The sequence below is a fragment of the Shewanella colwelliana ATCC 39565 genome, assembly GCF_000518705.1.
Lineage (GTDB): Bacteria > Pseudomonadota > Gammaproteobacteria > Enterobacterales > Shewanellaceae > Shewanella > Shewanella colwelliana.
In genome coordinates, this window is the sequence record NZ_JAEC01000018.1 from 42,917 (window position 1) to 57,597 (window position 14,681).

14 protein-coding genes are annotated in these 14,681 nt (G+C 46.6%); 7 read left to right on the forward strand and 7 right to left on the reverse strand.

Annotated elements, in window-relative coordinates; translation table 11 throughout:
• Positions 1–75 precede the first annotated feature (75 nt).
• The 3 genes from L876_RS0109690 to L876_RS0109700 all read left to right on the forward strand — a co-directional run bounded on the left by L876_RS0109690 (position 76) and on the right by L876_RS0109700 (position 2,749).
• Positions 76–1,212 (forward strand): alkene reductase, encoded by a 1,137-nt coding sequence (locus tag L876_RS0109690; protein ID WP_028763625.1) that lies wholly within the window; start codon positions 76–78, stop codon positions 1,210–1,212.
• 104 nt (positions 1,213–1,316) lie between these two features.
• The gene (locus L876_RS0109695) at positions 1,317–1,760 is read left to right on the forward strand and encodes a VOC family protein (RefSeq protein ID WP_028763626.1); all 444 of its coding nucleotides are present in this window, start codon (positions 1,317–1,319) and stop codon (positions 1,758–1,760) included.
• A 113-nt stretch (positions 1,761–1,873) separates the two neighbouring features.
• Positions 1,874–2,749, forward strand: a complete 876-nt coding sequence (locus tag L876_RS0109700; RefSeq protein ID WP_081730674.1) for a glycine betaine ABC transporter substrate-binding protein — start codon at positions 1,874–1,876, stop codon at positions 2,747–2,749.
• Between the two features lie 315 nt (positions 2,750–3,064).
• Here the strand turns inward: L876_RS0109700 and L876_RS0109705 are convergent, their stop codons facing one another.
• Both L876_RS0109705 and L876_RS0109710 read right to left on the reverse strand, forming a co-directional pair.
• Positions 3,065–3,658, reverse strand: a complete 594-nt coding sequence (locus tag L876_RS0109705) for a cysteine dioxygenase family protein (protein WP_028763628.1) — start codon at positions 3,656–3,658, stop codon at positions 3,065–3,067.
• Between the two features lie 205 nt (positions 3,659–3,863).
• Positions 3,864–4,796 (reverse strand): LysR family transcriptional regulator, encoded by a 933-nt coding sequence (locus tag L876_RS0109710; protein ID WP_028763629.1) that lies wholly within the window; start codon positions 4,794–4,796, stop codon positions 3,864–3,866.
• A gap of 159 nt (positions 4,797–4,955) precedes the next feature.
• On the opposite strand from L876_RS0109710, the gene trmL reads away from it, so the two are divergent.
• Together trmL and L876_RS0109720 are read left to right on the forward strand one after the other, a co-directional pair.
• Positions 4,956–5,423: a tRNA (uridine(34)/cytosine(34)/5-carboxymethylaminomethyluridine(34)-2'-O)-methyltransferase TrmL gene (gene trmL / locus L876_RS0109715; protein WP_028763630.1), complete on the forward strand. Its 468-nt coding sequence runs from the start codon at positions 4,956–4,958 to the stop codon at positions 5,421–5,423.
• A 214-nt stretch (positions 5,424–5,637) separates the two neighbouring features.
• A complete protein-coding gene (locus L876_RS0109720; RefSeq protein WP_028763631.1) occupies positions 5,638–6,672 on the forward strand; it encodes a GGDEF domain-containing protein in 1,035 nt (344 codons plus the stop codon).
• A 4-nt stretch (positions 6,673–6,676) separates the two neighbouring features.
• On the opposite strand, the gene L876_RS0109725 is transcribed toward L876_RS0109720, so the two are convergent.
• From L876_RS0109725 to L876_RS0109735, 3 genes are all read right to left on the reverse strand, one after another.
• Positions 6,677–7,162 carry a hypothetical protein gene (locus tag L876_RS0109725; protein ID WP_248674561.1) on the reverse strand — a complete coding sequence of 162 codons (486 nt, stop codon included), beginning with the start codon at positions 7,160–7,162 and terminating at the stop codon, positions 6,677–6,679.
• A gap of 177 nt (positions 7,163–7,339) precedes the next feature.
• Positions 7,340–8,788, reverse strand: coding sequence for a M16 family metallopeptidase (locus L876_RS0109730; RefSeq protein ID WP_156029398.1), 1,449 nt, complete (start codon positions 8,786–8,788; stop codon positions 7,340–7,342).
• Positions 8,785–10,116 carry a M16 family metallopeptidase gene (locus L876_RS0109735; RefSeq protein WP_028763634.1) on the reverse strand — a complete coding sequence of 444 codons (1,332 nt, stop codon included), beginning with the start codon at positions 10,114–10,116 and terminating at the stop codon, positions 8,785–8,787. Before L876_RS0109735 ends, L876_RS0109730 begins: the two co-directional genes overlap by 4 nt.
• A 246-nt stretch (positions 10,117–10,362) precedes the next feature.
• Between L876_RS0109735 and L876_RS0109740 the strand changes: the two genes are divergently transcribed.
• On the forward strand, positions 10,363–11,070 hold the full coding sequence (locus L876_RS0109740; protein ID WP_051413060.1) for a flagellar brake domain-containing protein: 708 nt from the start codon (positions 10,363–10,365) through the stop codon (positions 11,068–11,070).
• Positions 11,071–11,086: 16 nt separating this feature from the next.
• Here L876_RS0109740 and L876_RS0109745 read toward each other — a convergent pair whose 3' ends face one another.
• A complete protein-coding gene (locus L876_RS0109745; RefSeq protein WP_028763636.1) occupies positions 11,087–11,731 on the reverse strand; it encodes a class I SAM-dependent methyltransferase in 645 nt (214 codons plus the stop codon).
• 8 nt (positions 11,732–11,739) lie between these two features.
• Positions 11,740–12,039, reverse strand: coding sequence for a hypothetical protein (locus L876_RS0109750; RefSeq protein ID WP_156029403.1), 300 nt, complete (start codon positions 12,037–12,039; stop codon positions 11,740–11,742).
• A gap of 353 nt (positions 12,040–12,392) precedes the next feature.
• Here L876_RS0109750 and L876_RS0109755 point away from each other — a divergent pair, with 353 nt between their 5' ends.
• On the forward strand, positions 12,393–14,498 hold the full coding sequence (locus L876_RS0109755; RefSeq protein ID WP_028763638.1) for a putative bifunctional diguanylate cyclase/phosphodiesterase: 2,106 nt from the start codon (positions 12,393–12,395) through the stop codon (positions 14,496–14,498).
• Positions 14,499–14,681: the final 183 nt, after the last annotated feature.

The following is a 14,681-nucleotide window of genomic DNA, read 5'->3' on the forward strand; positions in this document are numbered from 1 at the left end:
TATTATCAACATGGGTTAACTAATACACAATAGCGCTATTGATATTTCATCTTAATTTCTGGTTCGGAGTATGTAATGAATCTCTTCAAGTCTTACCAATTGGCGTCACTAGCCTTAAATAATCGCATCGTAATGGCCCCTATGACTCGGGCTCGCACTACCCAACCAGGCAACATACCTAATGAATTAATGGCGCAATATTATGCTCAGCGCGCCTCCGCAGGCTTAATCATCACCGAAGCGACGCAGATATCCGATGACAGTCAGGGTTATTCATTTACGCCCGGCATCTATACTGCGACACAAATAGCAGGGTGGAAAACGGTCACCCACGCAGTGCATCAAGCTGGTGGAAAAATCTTCAATCAAGTTTGGCATGTTGGCCGCGTGTCACACCCTATTTTCCAGCAAGGTAATGCCCCAATTGCGCCTTCGGCTATTGCTCCCGTTGACACTCAAGTGTGGATTGTCGATGAAGCACATCCTGATGGACACATGGTAGATTGCCCAGTACCTAGAGCGATGCAGCAAACCGATATTGACCGCGTGGTTGCCGATTTTGTTAATGCTGGGGTCAATGCGGTAGAAGCTGGATTTGATGGTATCGAAATCCACGGTGGTAATGGCTATCTGATTGACCAGTTTCTACGCACCAACTCTAATCACAGAACTGATGCCTACGGTGGTTCGGTAGAAAACCGTATCCGTTTATTACTTGAAATAGTTCAAGCCGTAAGTGCAAAAATTGGCGCCCATAAAATAGGCATTCGCCTCGCGCCTTATGTGACCTTTAAAGATATGGCGTGCCCCGAAATTGTAGACGCCATTTTGTTAGCGGCCAAGCATCTATCAGCATTAGGGGTTGCATACTTGCACCTTTCAGAGGCCGATTGGGATGACGCCCCGCAGATACCTGAGTCCTTTAGGATAGCGCTTAGAAACGTATTTAAGGGCACCATTATCGTTGCGGGTCGCTACGATGTGCCTCGCGCCAACGACGTTATTGACAAAGGTTATGCAGACTTGGTCGCCTTTGGTCGTCCCTTTATCGCTAATCCTGATTTACCTGACCGTTTGAGGCATCAATTACCTTTATCGGCATTTGATAAAGGTCCTTTGTTTGGCGGCAGTGCTGCAGGTTATACCGACTATCCAGCCTATAGCGAGGCGTTAGCGCCTCTTAATTCTGCTGATAACGACGAAGTAGCATAGAAAGAAGCGATCGATACGGCTTATACCTGTCTCCGTTAATGGTTTGCCGACGCAATAGGCACCGAAATAGCCAGTGTTAAGTAGGCAAACCAGAGGGTAAAAACATGAATATAATCGGGTTGGATCACTTTACTATCAGAACCTCACGTCTCGATGACACGCGCACATTTTTTCAAGTTGTCCTTGGCTTACAAATAGGTTGGCGTCCGCCGTTTGGTTTTGCTGGGCATTGGCTCTATGCCGCGGACAAGCCCATTCTGCATTTAGTCGAAGCTGGCACTGTGGCACTAGACACCTATTTAGGTGGCAGCACAAACGGCTATGGCTCTGGGCGCATTGATCATCTCTCTTTTCGCGGCAGTGACTTACACCAAATGCAGCAGCACCTGTCTCAACTCGAAATCATGTTTCAAGAACGAATCGTACCTGAGATTGGGGAGCATCAGTTATTTCTACAAGATCCCAATGGCATCACTGTGGAAGTGATTTTCCCCCTCACACAGCGCAACGCCTCAGCTGGGGCAGCGACAACAGATTCAACGCTTTAGGCATAAAGCTGACAATCTATAACGAAGGAGCGCTCCTTCAACCAACAACGAAACAGAGGCCAACGTTGGATCAATTGGCCACTGACTCACTATTTAATTAAGGCGTGATAGCAATGAATTCAATGAATGAGAGAAGTACAGGCCTAAGTAACGAAAGCGCACAGGATAAGCAAGTCATTCGCATGGGGGTCACGGATTTAAGTTTCCACCGAGTCACCGCAGCTGTAGTCGCCCATGTGATAAGAATAATGGGCAAAGAGGTGCAACCAAGCTATGCACTGCATGAGGCTAACTTTAATCAGCTAGGGGACGGCAAAGTTGATATGATCTGTTCCGCCTGGCTACCCCATAGCCATGGAATGTATCGACAACATGTTGAAGAGCAGATCTCCACTCGACAACTCGGCCTCCACTATGAAGCCTATGCATTGTGGGGGGTGCCAGATTACGTGCCAGTGGAACTAGTCGCTAGCATTGAAGACTTACTAAAACCTGAAGTTCAACAACGTATGCGGCCGATCATCCAAGGAATTGGTGAAGGCGCGGGTATCACCCGCTTTTCCAAAGACATCATGACGCAATACGGTTTAACCGCGGCAGGTTATCAATTTAGAACGGGAACGCAAGCCGATTGTGTCGCCGCTTTTGAAGCTGCCACTGCCGTCAATGATTGGGTGGTTGTCCCGCTTTGGCACCCGCAATTTTTACATCACCAATACCCTATACGTGATCTCCAAGACCCAAAAGGGTTGCTGGGAGGTAAAGACAACGCTGTGTTGCTGGCTAATGAGCAAACATTGACGCTTAATTTTTCGCCAACACAGATTCAAGTGCTTGATAACATCGTACTGTCGAATCAGATTGTTGCTGAACTTGATTATGCCGCTAATCGACAAGGATTAAGTGAAGATGAGGCAGCGGCAAACTGGTTAATGGCTAACCCTCAACATTTGGCTGCTTGGCTAGCGCCATTGCTTAACCCCTCATAAGCTAGAAACACTATGATTAACTTTGTGCAAGCCCTTAGGCTTTTGTTCAAAATCTAACGAAAATTCTTGTCTGGCACTAACCAATTAGCACACAAATAGATAAACTGTAGCGCAGGGAAGCGCCAATGTTAAGTGTGTCGTGTTTGGCCAAGGTGATATGGGTATCGTGTGTTTATCACCTTAATTATTATCGATCGCGTGTCCGGCGAGGAATGTACAGATAGTTCTGCTGCAAGCAATTAACTTCCACTGAAGGTTCGACCTTCAAACACACTTCGCCAATACCCACGCAGCAAAACGCTAAAACTCCAAACCTTACTCCACAGAACGATCCCATATGTTAGGTATTACCTTACTGGTATACCCTGAAATAAACGGCTGTTTCTTCCCTGTCTCTGCGTCATACACATGACGCTTTACCGCACCGATATTTCCGCCGTAGATGTGAATGCTGATCGACACACTATCTTTAAGGGCATTTGATACCTTATGGATATCGCCAAGGCGCGGTGAGACAAGATCAACGCTACCTGTGGGCAAATGATGTGAACCCATTGCACGCAAGCGAGCGTTTGCAGGGTCTCGCTCATATTCCTCACAGAGCTCGGCGCCACGCATAACGCCAACCATACCCCACACCGTATGGTCGTGCACAGGGGTGGTTTGCCCCGGCGCCCAAACAAAACTCACCAAAGAAAAACGCTCCAACGGATCGCAATAGAGCAAGTACTGCTGATACCTTTCTACACTCGGCTTGGCAAACGCCTCTGGCAACCAATCATCATGATGAATAAGCGATGAGAGCAGCTTTTTACCATCGACAAAGATACGCTCCTCGTCATTATCAGCTTGCTCAATTAATTGGGTGAACGACTGAATAAACGTCCGCAATCTAGCGCTATTTTCCATTACATCATCTTCTATAGACTGGTGTTCAAACAAGCGTAGGTGATTTGAACACACCAATAAATAGGCAATAGGTCGATACAAGATCACAACTAAAGGTGGTTGCCAAGAAACAACCCGATGACATCAAATGCAGTCTAATCGAGGAGATACATCACTCAGCCCAAACCAGCTCGCGCAGACGCTAAAAATAAAATGTCATAGGCCTTCACTCAAAAGCCGCTCGACTGCATTCAACAATCTGTTGATGCAACCAACGTGAGGCCGGATCATTCATACTCTGACGGTGCCAAACCAAACTATAAGCGACCTTGCCATAGTCAAAGGGCAATGCTCGGACCACCAATCCTTTAGCCTGACATGCACTATTGGCCCAGTGGCGTGAACAGGTAAACAGCAGTTCACTGTGATGACACATTAACGCCGCACTGCCAAAATCGGGAACCACAACAGGAGTGGCACGTTGACAGGACTGTTGGGCCAACTGCATCTCAAAAAAGGGAATATTTAAATCTGCATCGCTTATTCCGACGTGGCTAAAAGCTAAGTAGTCAGCCATGGTGATCGTCTCTATACCTACCAGCGGATGGGTCGAATTCATTAAACACACCATCTGATCATCAATTAGGGTTTCCCATACCAAATCTTGCTGGGTGATGGGCGGCTGGCTGCGATCATGGGGAAGTACAATGAAATCTAACGAGCCTCGTACTAGCCCATCAAACCCTATCCCCTCCTTTGCACAGATGGTTAAGCGAATATTGGGGGCGATTTTCAGCACCTTGGCTGTTAATTTCGCCGCCAGTAATTCAAAAGTACTTTCACGCATGGCCAATGAAAAACAGCCCTCATACAGGGCAGGATTAAAGGTCTCTTGGCTGACCATCTGATTCATGTCATTAATGATTTGATGCACACTCGGGCCAAGTCGGCGAGCCACTGGCGTGGCCACTAACTTATTACCACTTCGGTAAAATAGCTCATCGTCTAAGCTATTACGCAGTTGGCTTAACGTCTTGCTGACAGATGAGGGACTAAGGCAAAGCCGCCGAGCGCTGTCTGTCACACTCAAGGTGTCCAGCATCACGTGTAACGTAATTAAGTGTTTCATGCTAATGCGTGAAAGTTTAGCCAGCTCCATACCTATCTCATCGAATTAATAACCGCTACTGGCAATATAAACCTAAATGGAGACGATGTTGATAGCGATGGTGATAATCACGATCCCACTCACAGTGACGTTTTCCAGCGGTGACTTTTGCCGTATAATCGCCGCTCCCCAATACTAAGGTAAGCCACTATGTTCCACATTGCCCTTTATGAGCCAGAGATAGCGCCCAACACTGGAAACATTATCCGACTTTGCGCCAACAATGGCTGCCAGCTTCACCTTATCGAACCACTCGGTTTTGACCTCGAAGAGAAAAAGCTGCGTCGCGCGGGGCTCGACTACGCCGACCTCACTCACGTAACACGCCATAAGGATTTCGCCAGCTTTTTAGAGGTGATGGCTGGTAAACGCATCATGGCGTGCACCACTAAAGGCAGTCGACCTCACAGCGAACTCAGCTTCGAGAAAGATGATGTGTTGTTATTTGGCCCAGAGACCCGTGGTTTACCCATAGAGATTATCGAGTCCTTACCCACGTCACAGCGTCTAAGGATCCCCATGGCGGCAAGCAGCCGCAGTCTAAACCTATCAAATGCGGTTGCTATCATCAGTTATGAGGCATGGCGTCAAATTGGGTATGAAGGCGCATTAAGCTAACGTCAGTAGCCGTCTCAGCGTCAGCCTGAACACCTAACATTTTCAGGCTGACTACCAAACGTAACCCCACAAAAACGTTAAACAATTAGTCAATCCCACTAAAAACTGACTCTCACCCCCTATATTTGTAGAACTTAACGCCATAAACCAGCTAAAGTGTTCAAGGAGGCGTTGATGTGACAACTATAATTTCGCCCCAGCAGAGGGAGAGGTTATGGGCAAAATAAAGCGACTCCAGCATGCGTTAAGCGAAAAAGATAACGACGCAGCCTTTTTACTGCAAGGCAGTAAAAAAACCCTGTTTGTGATTCTCACTATCGTCTGTGTGATGTTTGTTCCACTGGCTATCAAAAACATCTTGGTTGAGAACTACCTGTTAGCGTGTTTGTTAGGCCTGTTTATTTTATTAGTGATTATCGATGTACTAGCCCTGCACCGTGGCCAGGTACTTCCCATTAATAAAAATGCGGTGATGACCATTCTGGTAGCTAGCCTTGGGATTACCATCAATCAAATAGGAGCAAGTGCCATTTATTGGGCGTTTCCTATGGTGATTTCGATTATCTATATCCTGCCATTTCGCTCTTCACTCACTTTCAACGGCATTATCTTAGCCATTGTCACCTTTGAAGCCTTTATTAAAACCGACAGCGCATCAGCTATTAGGGCCAGCGTCGCGTTGGCATTAACCATCATTATTTCTGGGCTGATCATTTTACATATCAACCGTCTCAAGCAAAACTTGATTAACGAATCGATTCGTGACCCCATGACCAATGCTTTTAACCGACGCCAACTCGGCAGTCACCTCAGCAATTGTCTCGCGCAGAAGCAGTGCAATGATATCGACTCAGGGATCTTGATGCTGGATATCGACCATTTCAAAAAAATAAACGACACCTTTGGCCACAGCACAGGCGATATGGTCCTCAAACGTGTCACACAATTGCTTTTTAAACATATCAGAGAGACTGATCTCTTGTTCCGAGTCGGTGGCGAAGAGTTCCTGTTGTTGATGCACAACATTGATAGTCATACGGCCAAACAAGTCGCTGAAAAACTACGTAAAATAATTGAGAAAGAGGTGATTATCGATAACCACCCAATAACGGTGAGTATTGGCATCAGTATGGCGCTCGCCCATATCGATGACGATAACTGGATGAGGTATGCCGATCATGCTTTGTACGACGCTAAAGAGAGTGGGCGGAACCAGATTAAAATGCATCAACCTTTAAGCGACTATTGAACCACTAGGGCTTAACGCCTCCTGCAGGAGTAAACGCTAACGCTCGATACAGCTGATAGCCATCATCGTCATGATCTAGGTACTGCACATTTTGCAACCATAGCCAGCCTGTATCGCGGGGGTCGAAGCGCAGTTGTATTAACGCTGGTCGCTGTTTAACCATACCTTTGCCGAGTAAAGAAAACCCCTCTCCTTCTTGGTACAGGGAAAACTGCTGACGTTTGTCGTCATCGACACCGTTAAAATAGAGCAGCTCAACTTGAAAATCCGCTTGCCGAAACCACCAGGTTTCACTCAAATTATGGCTGGCATGTTCACTAACAGAGATAATCAGCTGACGATGATCGGCAGAGCAAATAGCATCGATTGTTATCGTTTTAGGCACACCTTGTGGCCGAGATGCCTCTCCTCGCCACTGCCCAACTAGCGCCTGACAAAATGGGGCTAACTCAATCTTTTCGGCATGTAACGGTATGCTAATAACGCCCACGCAAAAGATCAGCAAGCATAACAATAAGGTCTTCAATTATTTCACGATTATCGATGCAAAGTAGAGTCTTAAACTTAGCTGACTTAGGTAAGAAATGCCACCGCAAAAAAAACCACAAAGCAGGCTGCTTTGTGGTTTTTAATTAGCACTTTAGGTTAGCAAAAACCAAGATAAGGATTACTGGCCAAAGCCAATCTCGTTAATCTCAACCTGAGTGACATCACCATATTGTGCGGCAACCTCTGCAATCTTCTCAGCGTTACCAATCAACACATATTGAAGGTTTTCCTGAGGAAAATAGCTGCTCACTAGACGCTGGGTCTCTGCCAAGGTTAGCCCATCAACTTTTGCTTGAAAGTCATTGATAAAGCGATCATCGAAACCGTAAACGTACATGTCGGCAAGTAACTCAGCCATCTGACCACTGGTCTCAAACTTTGGCGGGAACTGCCCTTTCACATAGGCCTTAGCCGAATCTAAGGTTGCTTGATCAATACCTTTTTCCCATAAACGTGCATAGGTTTTCAGGGCAAGATCGATAGCTTCTTTAGTAGTTTCGCTCTTAGTAAAGGTACTGATTCTGAACACGCCACCTTGAGAGTAAGCGGTAAAGCCAGAGCGAGCGCCGTAGGTGAGACCGGCATTCACACGTAGTTCATCATTCAACCAAGAGGTAAAACGACCGCCTAAGATAGTATTGACCACCTGTAGACCGACGTAATCAGGGTTATCACGCGAGATCCCTTTACCACCAATCAAGAAGGTAGTTTCAATGGCATCACCCTTATTGACCAACAACACTTTACTGGCACTTAGCGAGGGCTGCTGCGCAGATAAGTTAGCTGGCGTTATCGACTCACCTGCCCCCCAATCACCAAAAAGCTTAGCAACCTTGGCTTTCATCTCTTGGCTATTGAAGTCACCCACGATGGAAATGGCACTGTTAGCAGGCTGATAATAGCTCTTATGGAACGCTCTTAACTGCGAAACATTAAGCTCCTCCAAAGAGGTGCGCGTACCTGAACTTGGATTTCCATAAGGATGCTCACCAAAGATCATCTTGTCGAAATAGCGACTAATGACACTGCGCGGGCTCTCCTTGGCTTGCGCCAAACCAGCAATTTCACGTTGACGCAGCTTATCAAACTCAGCACTGTCAAAATCTGGCGCTATGATAACGTCACGTACTAGGGGTAACATCTTGTCGAGGTCTTTGGCCATAAAATCGGCACCGATATAACTGCCCTCTTTGCCAGCATCTGCACCAATAGATGCACCGAGGAAATCGACCATCTGTTCAATATCTGACTTTGACTTGCCATTTGCTCCCAGCAACAGAGATTGCGCCGTCATACCAGCCACACCTGAGGTGGTATCGTTTACGGCCCCCGCACGGATCACCGCGTTAACGGTAATGAGTGGCACTTCGCGTTGTGGCATCAAGTAGATGGTTAAGCCATTATCCAGCTGGTACTGCTCGTATGCAGGCATTTTAAAGCTACCAGTGTCCACTGTCGTTGGCGCGGTGGTGGTTGCACATCCAGTTAATGCAAACGCGCCAGCCACTGCCAAAGCAGTACCTAACTGAGTTAGTTTCTTAGGTAGATGGGTCATTAACTGTCTCATTCGTCACTCTCCTCTGTAGCCGCCAGAACTGCAACGGTGCGATTGGCGCGACGTAAATAGGTTTGGGCTACACGTTGAACATCTTCAGGTGTGACCTTGTTGTAAGCCTCTGGCGCATTAAACAGCTTATCGAAACTGCCAAAGTAAAGCTCATAAGTCCCTAAGGTATTTGCTTTGCCGTTAATCGTTTCCATGGCACGGTAGAAGTTCATCAGCTTGATATTTTTTACTTTGTCTAGCTCTTGCTGAGTGACACCTTCGCGGGCAATACGATTCACTTCGGCAATCATGCCTTTCTCAAGCTCTGTCGCTGTGATGCCTGGGTTTGCCACCCCCATAACGTAGAACAAGTTAGGGTCGAAACTCATTGGCATATAGGTTTCGACTTCGATAGCCACTTGTTTTTCAACAAGACCTTGATAGAGACGCGAGCTATTGCCAGTCGTTAATACAGAAGAGAGCAGATCCAGCGCGTAGTAGTCATCACTTGATGTCGCAGGCACATGATACGCCAACATCACATTAGGCGTGCTCACTGAAGCTTTTTGCACATACACACGTCGTTCACCTTTTTGCAGCGGCTCGACGGTTTTAACTTCACGTGGCGGGGCCTGCGCAGGAATAGGCGCAAAGTATTTATTAGCTAGGGTTTTCACTTCAGCCAGTTTTACATCACCCGCAATCACCACGACAGCATTGTTCGGGGCATAGTAGGTTTTGTGGTATTGCACTAAGTCGTCCAACGTCCATGCGGCAATGTCTGATTCGTGGCCAATAACAGACCAGCTATAAGGATGTGCTCTAAACGCAGCGCCTTTGATCTCTTCTTGCAAGGTACGCCAATTTGAGTTTTCAAGCCCGGTAGTGCGCTCAGACGCCACAACCCCACGTTCGCTTTCCACCATCTCGGCATTAATATCAAGGTTGGCGATACGATCGGCTTCTAGATCAAAAATGGTTTCTAGGGCGTTAGCAGGAAACCAATCTGTGTAGACGGTGAGGTTTTCGGTCGTGTAGGCATTGTTAGCCCCACCAGCAGCCTCCATGGTACGGTCAAACATCTTAGGGCCATACTTTTTTGAGCCATTAAACATCATATGCTCAAAAAAATGTGAAATCCCAGTGATGCCTGGCACCTCATTACGCGAGCCCACTTTCCAAAAAAGGTACATATTGGCATTAGGAATTGAAGCATCCTCTAGCACCATAATTTTCATACCATTATCCAGCGTGAAGCTCTTTATATCTTCCGCTGTTGTTGCCTGAGTCGCCATTGAGGTCAAACTAACGCCAATGGAGATACACAGTGCGATTATCTTTCGCATCATCTGTCGTTCCCTCTATAGTGAGCAGATAAAAATTTATCCAAAAATTTTGCCAGTATTCGAGCTAACAAGCTGCTAGCCAACATTTGTTACTGGAATGGGTATAAGAGGCGATAATGGCGATAAGATCAAGTCTATTGTGATGACAAACCACAGACTTAATTGTAACTTATTGCTTATGTGCCATGCTGATTAACCTAAACTAACCTGTAAGCACAGTGAATTATGGCCGCCACAAGGAGAAGCTGGGTGCCAAATAGCAATGACGGTAATTTTAATTACCTAAATCGTATGAGCTGCAATACCGAAGCTCAACTGCAGATCTTGACCCCCACCCAGCCCATCAGGCTTCGCACCCGATTTATTGGCATCAATCCTGAAAACGCGGTGATCTTTGCTTTGGGTACCGACAGACAATGGCTAGCGGCAAAGGAGTTTATCACCCAAGGACAAGGGGTAATTGTGCGTATCATCAATAGCGATGATCCTGAAGCGAATATCATTGCCTTTAGAAGTAAAATCAAGACACTACTTAATCATGCGGGTCGATGGTTGATTATCGACTATCCCAGCCAACTGCAGAGTGTCGCCCTTAGGCAACATTCACGCATCCCCATTATGGTCAGCGCATCACTGCACGCACTCAAACCTGATGGCTACGAGAGTAAGCCGATCTCTAGTGGCAATTTGCATGATATTTCGATTAAGGGCGGTGCCTATGTGGGCAACCTTATTGAGGGCTGTGAAGCCGACCAAGCCTTACAGCTACAGGTCAAAATTGAGCAGTCTATGGAGACAATAGCCATGCCCATTACCGTTAAGAATATTCAACTCCCTGGTGATGATAGCAAGGAATGCCAGTATGGTTTTTCCATCAATAGTGACAATGATGTCGACGCCGAGGAGTTTGTGCAAAAAGTGGTACTCAGCCACTTAATGCAGCAACCTAAAAGCTAACATGCAAATATTTTGACTAAGCAGCGGACTGCTTAGTCAAGAACACCACATCGTTATCAATAATCTCTAGCTGCAGCTGAAAATGCTGCGCTATCCACTCAAACGTTTTGACCGAATAAAAGCGTATATGGGTCAAATCATGCTTATAGTGCCAGCGAGTAAAGGCCTCTTTTCCTAGCACACGCTTGGTCATGATGGCCAGTACTCCACCCTTGGCAAGCATGGCAGACAAACGCCGCAACAGTGCATCAGCGTCGGCAACATGCTCAATCACTTCGGTCATGGTAATAAAGTCGTAGGTTTTCTCTAACAGAGATGGACGATTGAAATAGTAGAGGTCATAGTTTTCCATAGCGATACCGACTTCGCTGGCCATTACGCTTATCGTCGGCCCCGGCCCACAACCAAAATCAAGCCCATGCTGTCCCGGTTTAATGCGCGGCAGTAATGGGGTCCAAGTACGACTGAGGAAGCGGCGATAACCCATGTCATCACTACTGTTTTGATGATTGTCGTAAAACGCCTTTTCATCGGCTTCGCTTAATAGATATTGATCGGGCACCGTCACTAAATCGCACACGGCACAAATCATATACTCTCTGTGCTTGTCTTGATCAAAACTCAACAAGCTGTCGCTATGACATAAAGGGCAAACGCTCACAAATGTTCCTATTTAGTCGGCTTAGGGATTTTACGCGCTTTCGCAGCGGCCGCCTTGGCCTCACGCAGGTACTTCTCTTCGCGGCTTTCACGCTCATTAAACTGCTTTTGCGCTTTATCTCGCTGCTCAGCCTCCCAATCACCATCAGCTTGGCGCTTAAGCACCTCTTGCTCACGTTGGCTGGTATCGTTTGCAGCTTGACGCGCTTTGTCCAGTTGCTCTTGCTCTGTCTGACGAGAGAGTTGGCGCGAATCATCAGCTTTTTGAGTTAAGGTCTTATGTTCTTTGGCAGTAACAGTATGGGGCATGGCCAGCCCCAATACACAGCAAAAGCCCAGTGCTAAGTAACAATGTTGTCTCGTCATCCTACCCATGGCTTTCCCCCTCCATTAACCCTTGAGCAGCATAATATCACCGTTTGGTTAGCGATACCGCCACCGTAAGCCAAACTTATGGAGACAGAATTACCATCAACGGCGTTTTAGCGACAATTACCAGGTAAATATCGGTAATTTATTGCAAAAAATGCATTGCTCATTTGAGTATGTATAAAAATAAGGGTACTTTTAACACAAGTGCAATTTTGCAACATCTTTGGTAACCAGTTGGCTACTCAGTGCATATTGTTCAATGTCGCGAGTTTTAGCACGGAGAGGCGTGGATGAACCATTGGGTCAAATTACTGAGTCAGCTATCAACGACGTTGCCAAGTGTGGAGCAACAGCTCGCACAGTGGCAAGTCGAACCAGAAACTCAATACTTAGCCATCCTTAAAGGTTACGCCTTTATTGGTGCCAATGAAGGCGTCATCCGCTATTTTCAAACTCAAGAAGATAGCTTTATCAATGCAACGCCTTATGATTTCTCGCCACGTATTCAATCTTCTGGCAAAAATAGCGTCGAATATACCCAGCAACTCATCCAACAAGCCAATCAGGGCCAAGTCGTCCACTTTAACTGGTTACACATGAGCCAACTCGGCACAGAGTTACCTACCAAGGTGACCTTATATCCAGTAATGCTCGCCGAAGAACAGGCTATTTTAGCGCTATTTGAACCCGTCAATCGCCGCAGCCGCGCACGGACAAATATCTCTAACGGTTTTGAAAACTTACCTTCGCAATTATTGTCGACGATTTTACAAGACAGTGCCGAGGCGGTGTATATCACCAACCATCAGCATGAAATTATTGCGGTCAATAAGGCGATGTGCCGTATATGTGGTTATAGCGCCGACCAACTATTGCATAAAAAACCAGAAAGCATAGGCCTACACCAGGTCACATTAGATAACGATAACAGTTATAAGCTCAGCTTAGCTGAACGAGGTAGTTGGCAGGGTGAAACCGTTAAGCAACGTTCTGATGGTACTCATTTCCCCGCATGGAAAAGCTGTCGAAAAATTCTGGTTGATCAAGACATTTTTTACGTCACCCTGTTTAGTGATATCAGCGCTAAGAAAAAGCTAGAATCAAAGCTCACCGAACAAGCCATGGTTGACACCTTAACAGGTCTCCCTAATCGTCACCACCTGAAACAGCTCTTAAACCAAGCACTCATTGAATCGCGTAACGCTCCAGGTACTTTGGGTGCTGTGATGTTTATGGATCTAAATGGTTTTAAAAATATCAATGACTGTTTTGGACATGCTACTGGCGACAAGGTACTGCAACTGGTATCGGCAAGATTAGAAGCCAGCTGTATTGAAAAGGCCGATATTGCGCGCCTAGGTGGTGACGAGTTCACGCTCATATTGCAAGATTGCCATGATCGCGCTGAAGTCGAAGCCTTCTCTCAGCAGATGTTAGGCATTTTTGATGCACCATTTGAAATTGACGGACAAAAGTTCTATTTGGGCTCCAGCGTCGGTATCGCCCTCTTTCCCGAGCACAGCACCCAAGCGTCACAGCTATTAAGTTTGGCAGATACAGCAATGTATTGCGCTAAAAAGAGCCCTAACCACGTGCTGTTTTATGATGCTGACATGCACCGCCAAGCAGAGAAAAAGCTCAAGTTACTAAGCGACTTGCGTCATGCTCATAGCCTCAAGCAGTTTAAACTTGCCTACCAAGTGATCGTCAACCTCGAGTGTAACAGCGTCATAGGGGCAGAAGCATTACTAAGATGGCAGCAATCTGACGGCACTATCATACCCGCCAGTGAGTTTGTTCCCTATTTAGAGGAAACCGGTTTATTGATCCCTGTGGGGCAGTGGGTCTTAGTGCAGGCCTGCACTCAAGTGGCGAATTGGCGCACAGAACATCACAGTGAACTACAAGCCTGCGTAAATGTATCGCCTCTGCAGCTGGAACACCCTGACTTTATCAAGCATGTGCATCATGCATTGGAACAGAGCCAGCTGGCACCTGACAGCTTAGTACTCGAGATCACCGAATCGGCCTTACTACGGCAACCAGAGCGAGTGAAATCGACATTAGCCGAACTCAAATCTATCGGTGTGCGGATTGCTATAGATGACTTTGGTGCGGGACTATCCTCCTTGAGTAAGCTTGGAAGTCTACCTATTGATACCTTGAAGATTGATGCTGGGTTTGCCAAACGACTCAGCGAGCCACAAGGTAAAGAGTTGTGCCAAGCGATGATTCAATTAGCCCAGGCGCTTAACATTCAATTTGTAGTCGAAGGGATTGAAACACTCAAACAGAAACAGATTCTAGCCGCTATGGGCAAAGGGTTTGGTCAAGGGTATTTCTTTGGTCACCCGGAGAGCGCTGAACAGTTTAACTCGGCCAATTTTGATAATTAGACCGATAGCTGTGCCAGCTCGCAAAACAGCAACACTGACTCCCTGCATGGACAGTGTGCTGACACAGCTATCTGGCCACTTGTCTCCAAGTGACTGAGTTTATTAGACACTAATTCAAAAACGATTATCGTGATCCATCACGTGTGTTTATTCAGTACTCTCTGATATGCATCACAAGTTTAC

What these genes read in the sequence shown, in the direction of transcription:
- L876_RS0109710 (WP_028763629.1), bottom strand. Translation starts at nt 4,796, where the DNA reads ATGGAGCTGGCTAAACTTTCACGCATTAGCATGAAACACTTAATTACG.
- L876_RS0109700 (WP_081730674.1), top strand. Translation starts at nt 1,874, where the DNA reads ATGAATTCAATGAATGAGAGAAGTACAGGCCTAAGTAACGAAAGCGCA.
- trmL (WP_028763630.1), top strand. Translation starts at nt 4,956, where the DNA reads ATGTTCCACATTGCCCTTTATGAGCCAGAGATAGCGCCCAACACTGGA.
- L876_RS0109735 (WP_028763634.1), bottom strand. Translation starts at nt 10,116, where the DNA reads ATGATGCGAAAGATAATCGCACTGTGTATCTCCATTGGCGTTAGTTTG.
- L876_RS0109720 (WP_028763631.1), top strand. Translation starts at nt 5,638, where the DNA reads ATGGGCAAAATAAAGCGACTCCAGCATGCGTTAAGCGAAAAAGATAAC.
- L876_RS0109695 (WP_028763626.1), top strand. Translation starts at nt 1,317, where the DNA reads ATGAATATAATCGGGTTGGATCACTTTACTATCAGAACCTCACGTCTC.
- L876_RS0109730 (WP_156029398.1), bottom strand. Translation starts at nt 8,788, where the DNA reads ATGAGACAGTTAATGACCCATCTACCTAAGAAACTAACTCAGTTAGGT.
- L876_RS0109755 (WP_028763638.1), top strand. Translation starts at nt 12,393, where the DNA reads ATGAACCATTGGGTCAAATTACTGAGTCAGCTATCAACGACGTTGCCA.
- L876_RS0109690 (WP_028763625.1), top strand. Translation starts at nt 76, where the DNA reads ATGAATCTCTTCAAGTCTTACCAATTGGCGTCACTAGCCTTAAATAAT.
- L876_RS0109705 (WP_028763628.1), bottom strand. Translation starts at nt 3,658, where the DNA reads ATGGAAAATAGCGCTAGATTGCGGACGTTTATTCAGTCGTTCACCCAA.
- L876_RS0109750 (WP_156029403.1), bottom strand. Translation starts at nt 12,039, where the DNA reads ATGCCCCATACTGTTACTGCCAAAGAACATAAGACCTTAACTCAAAAA.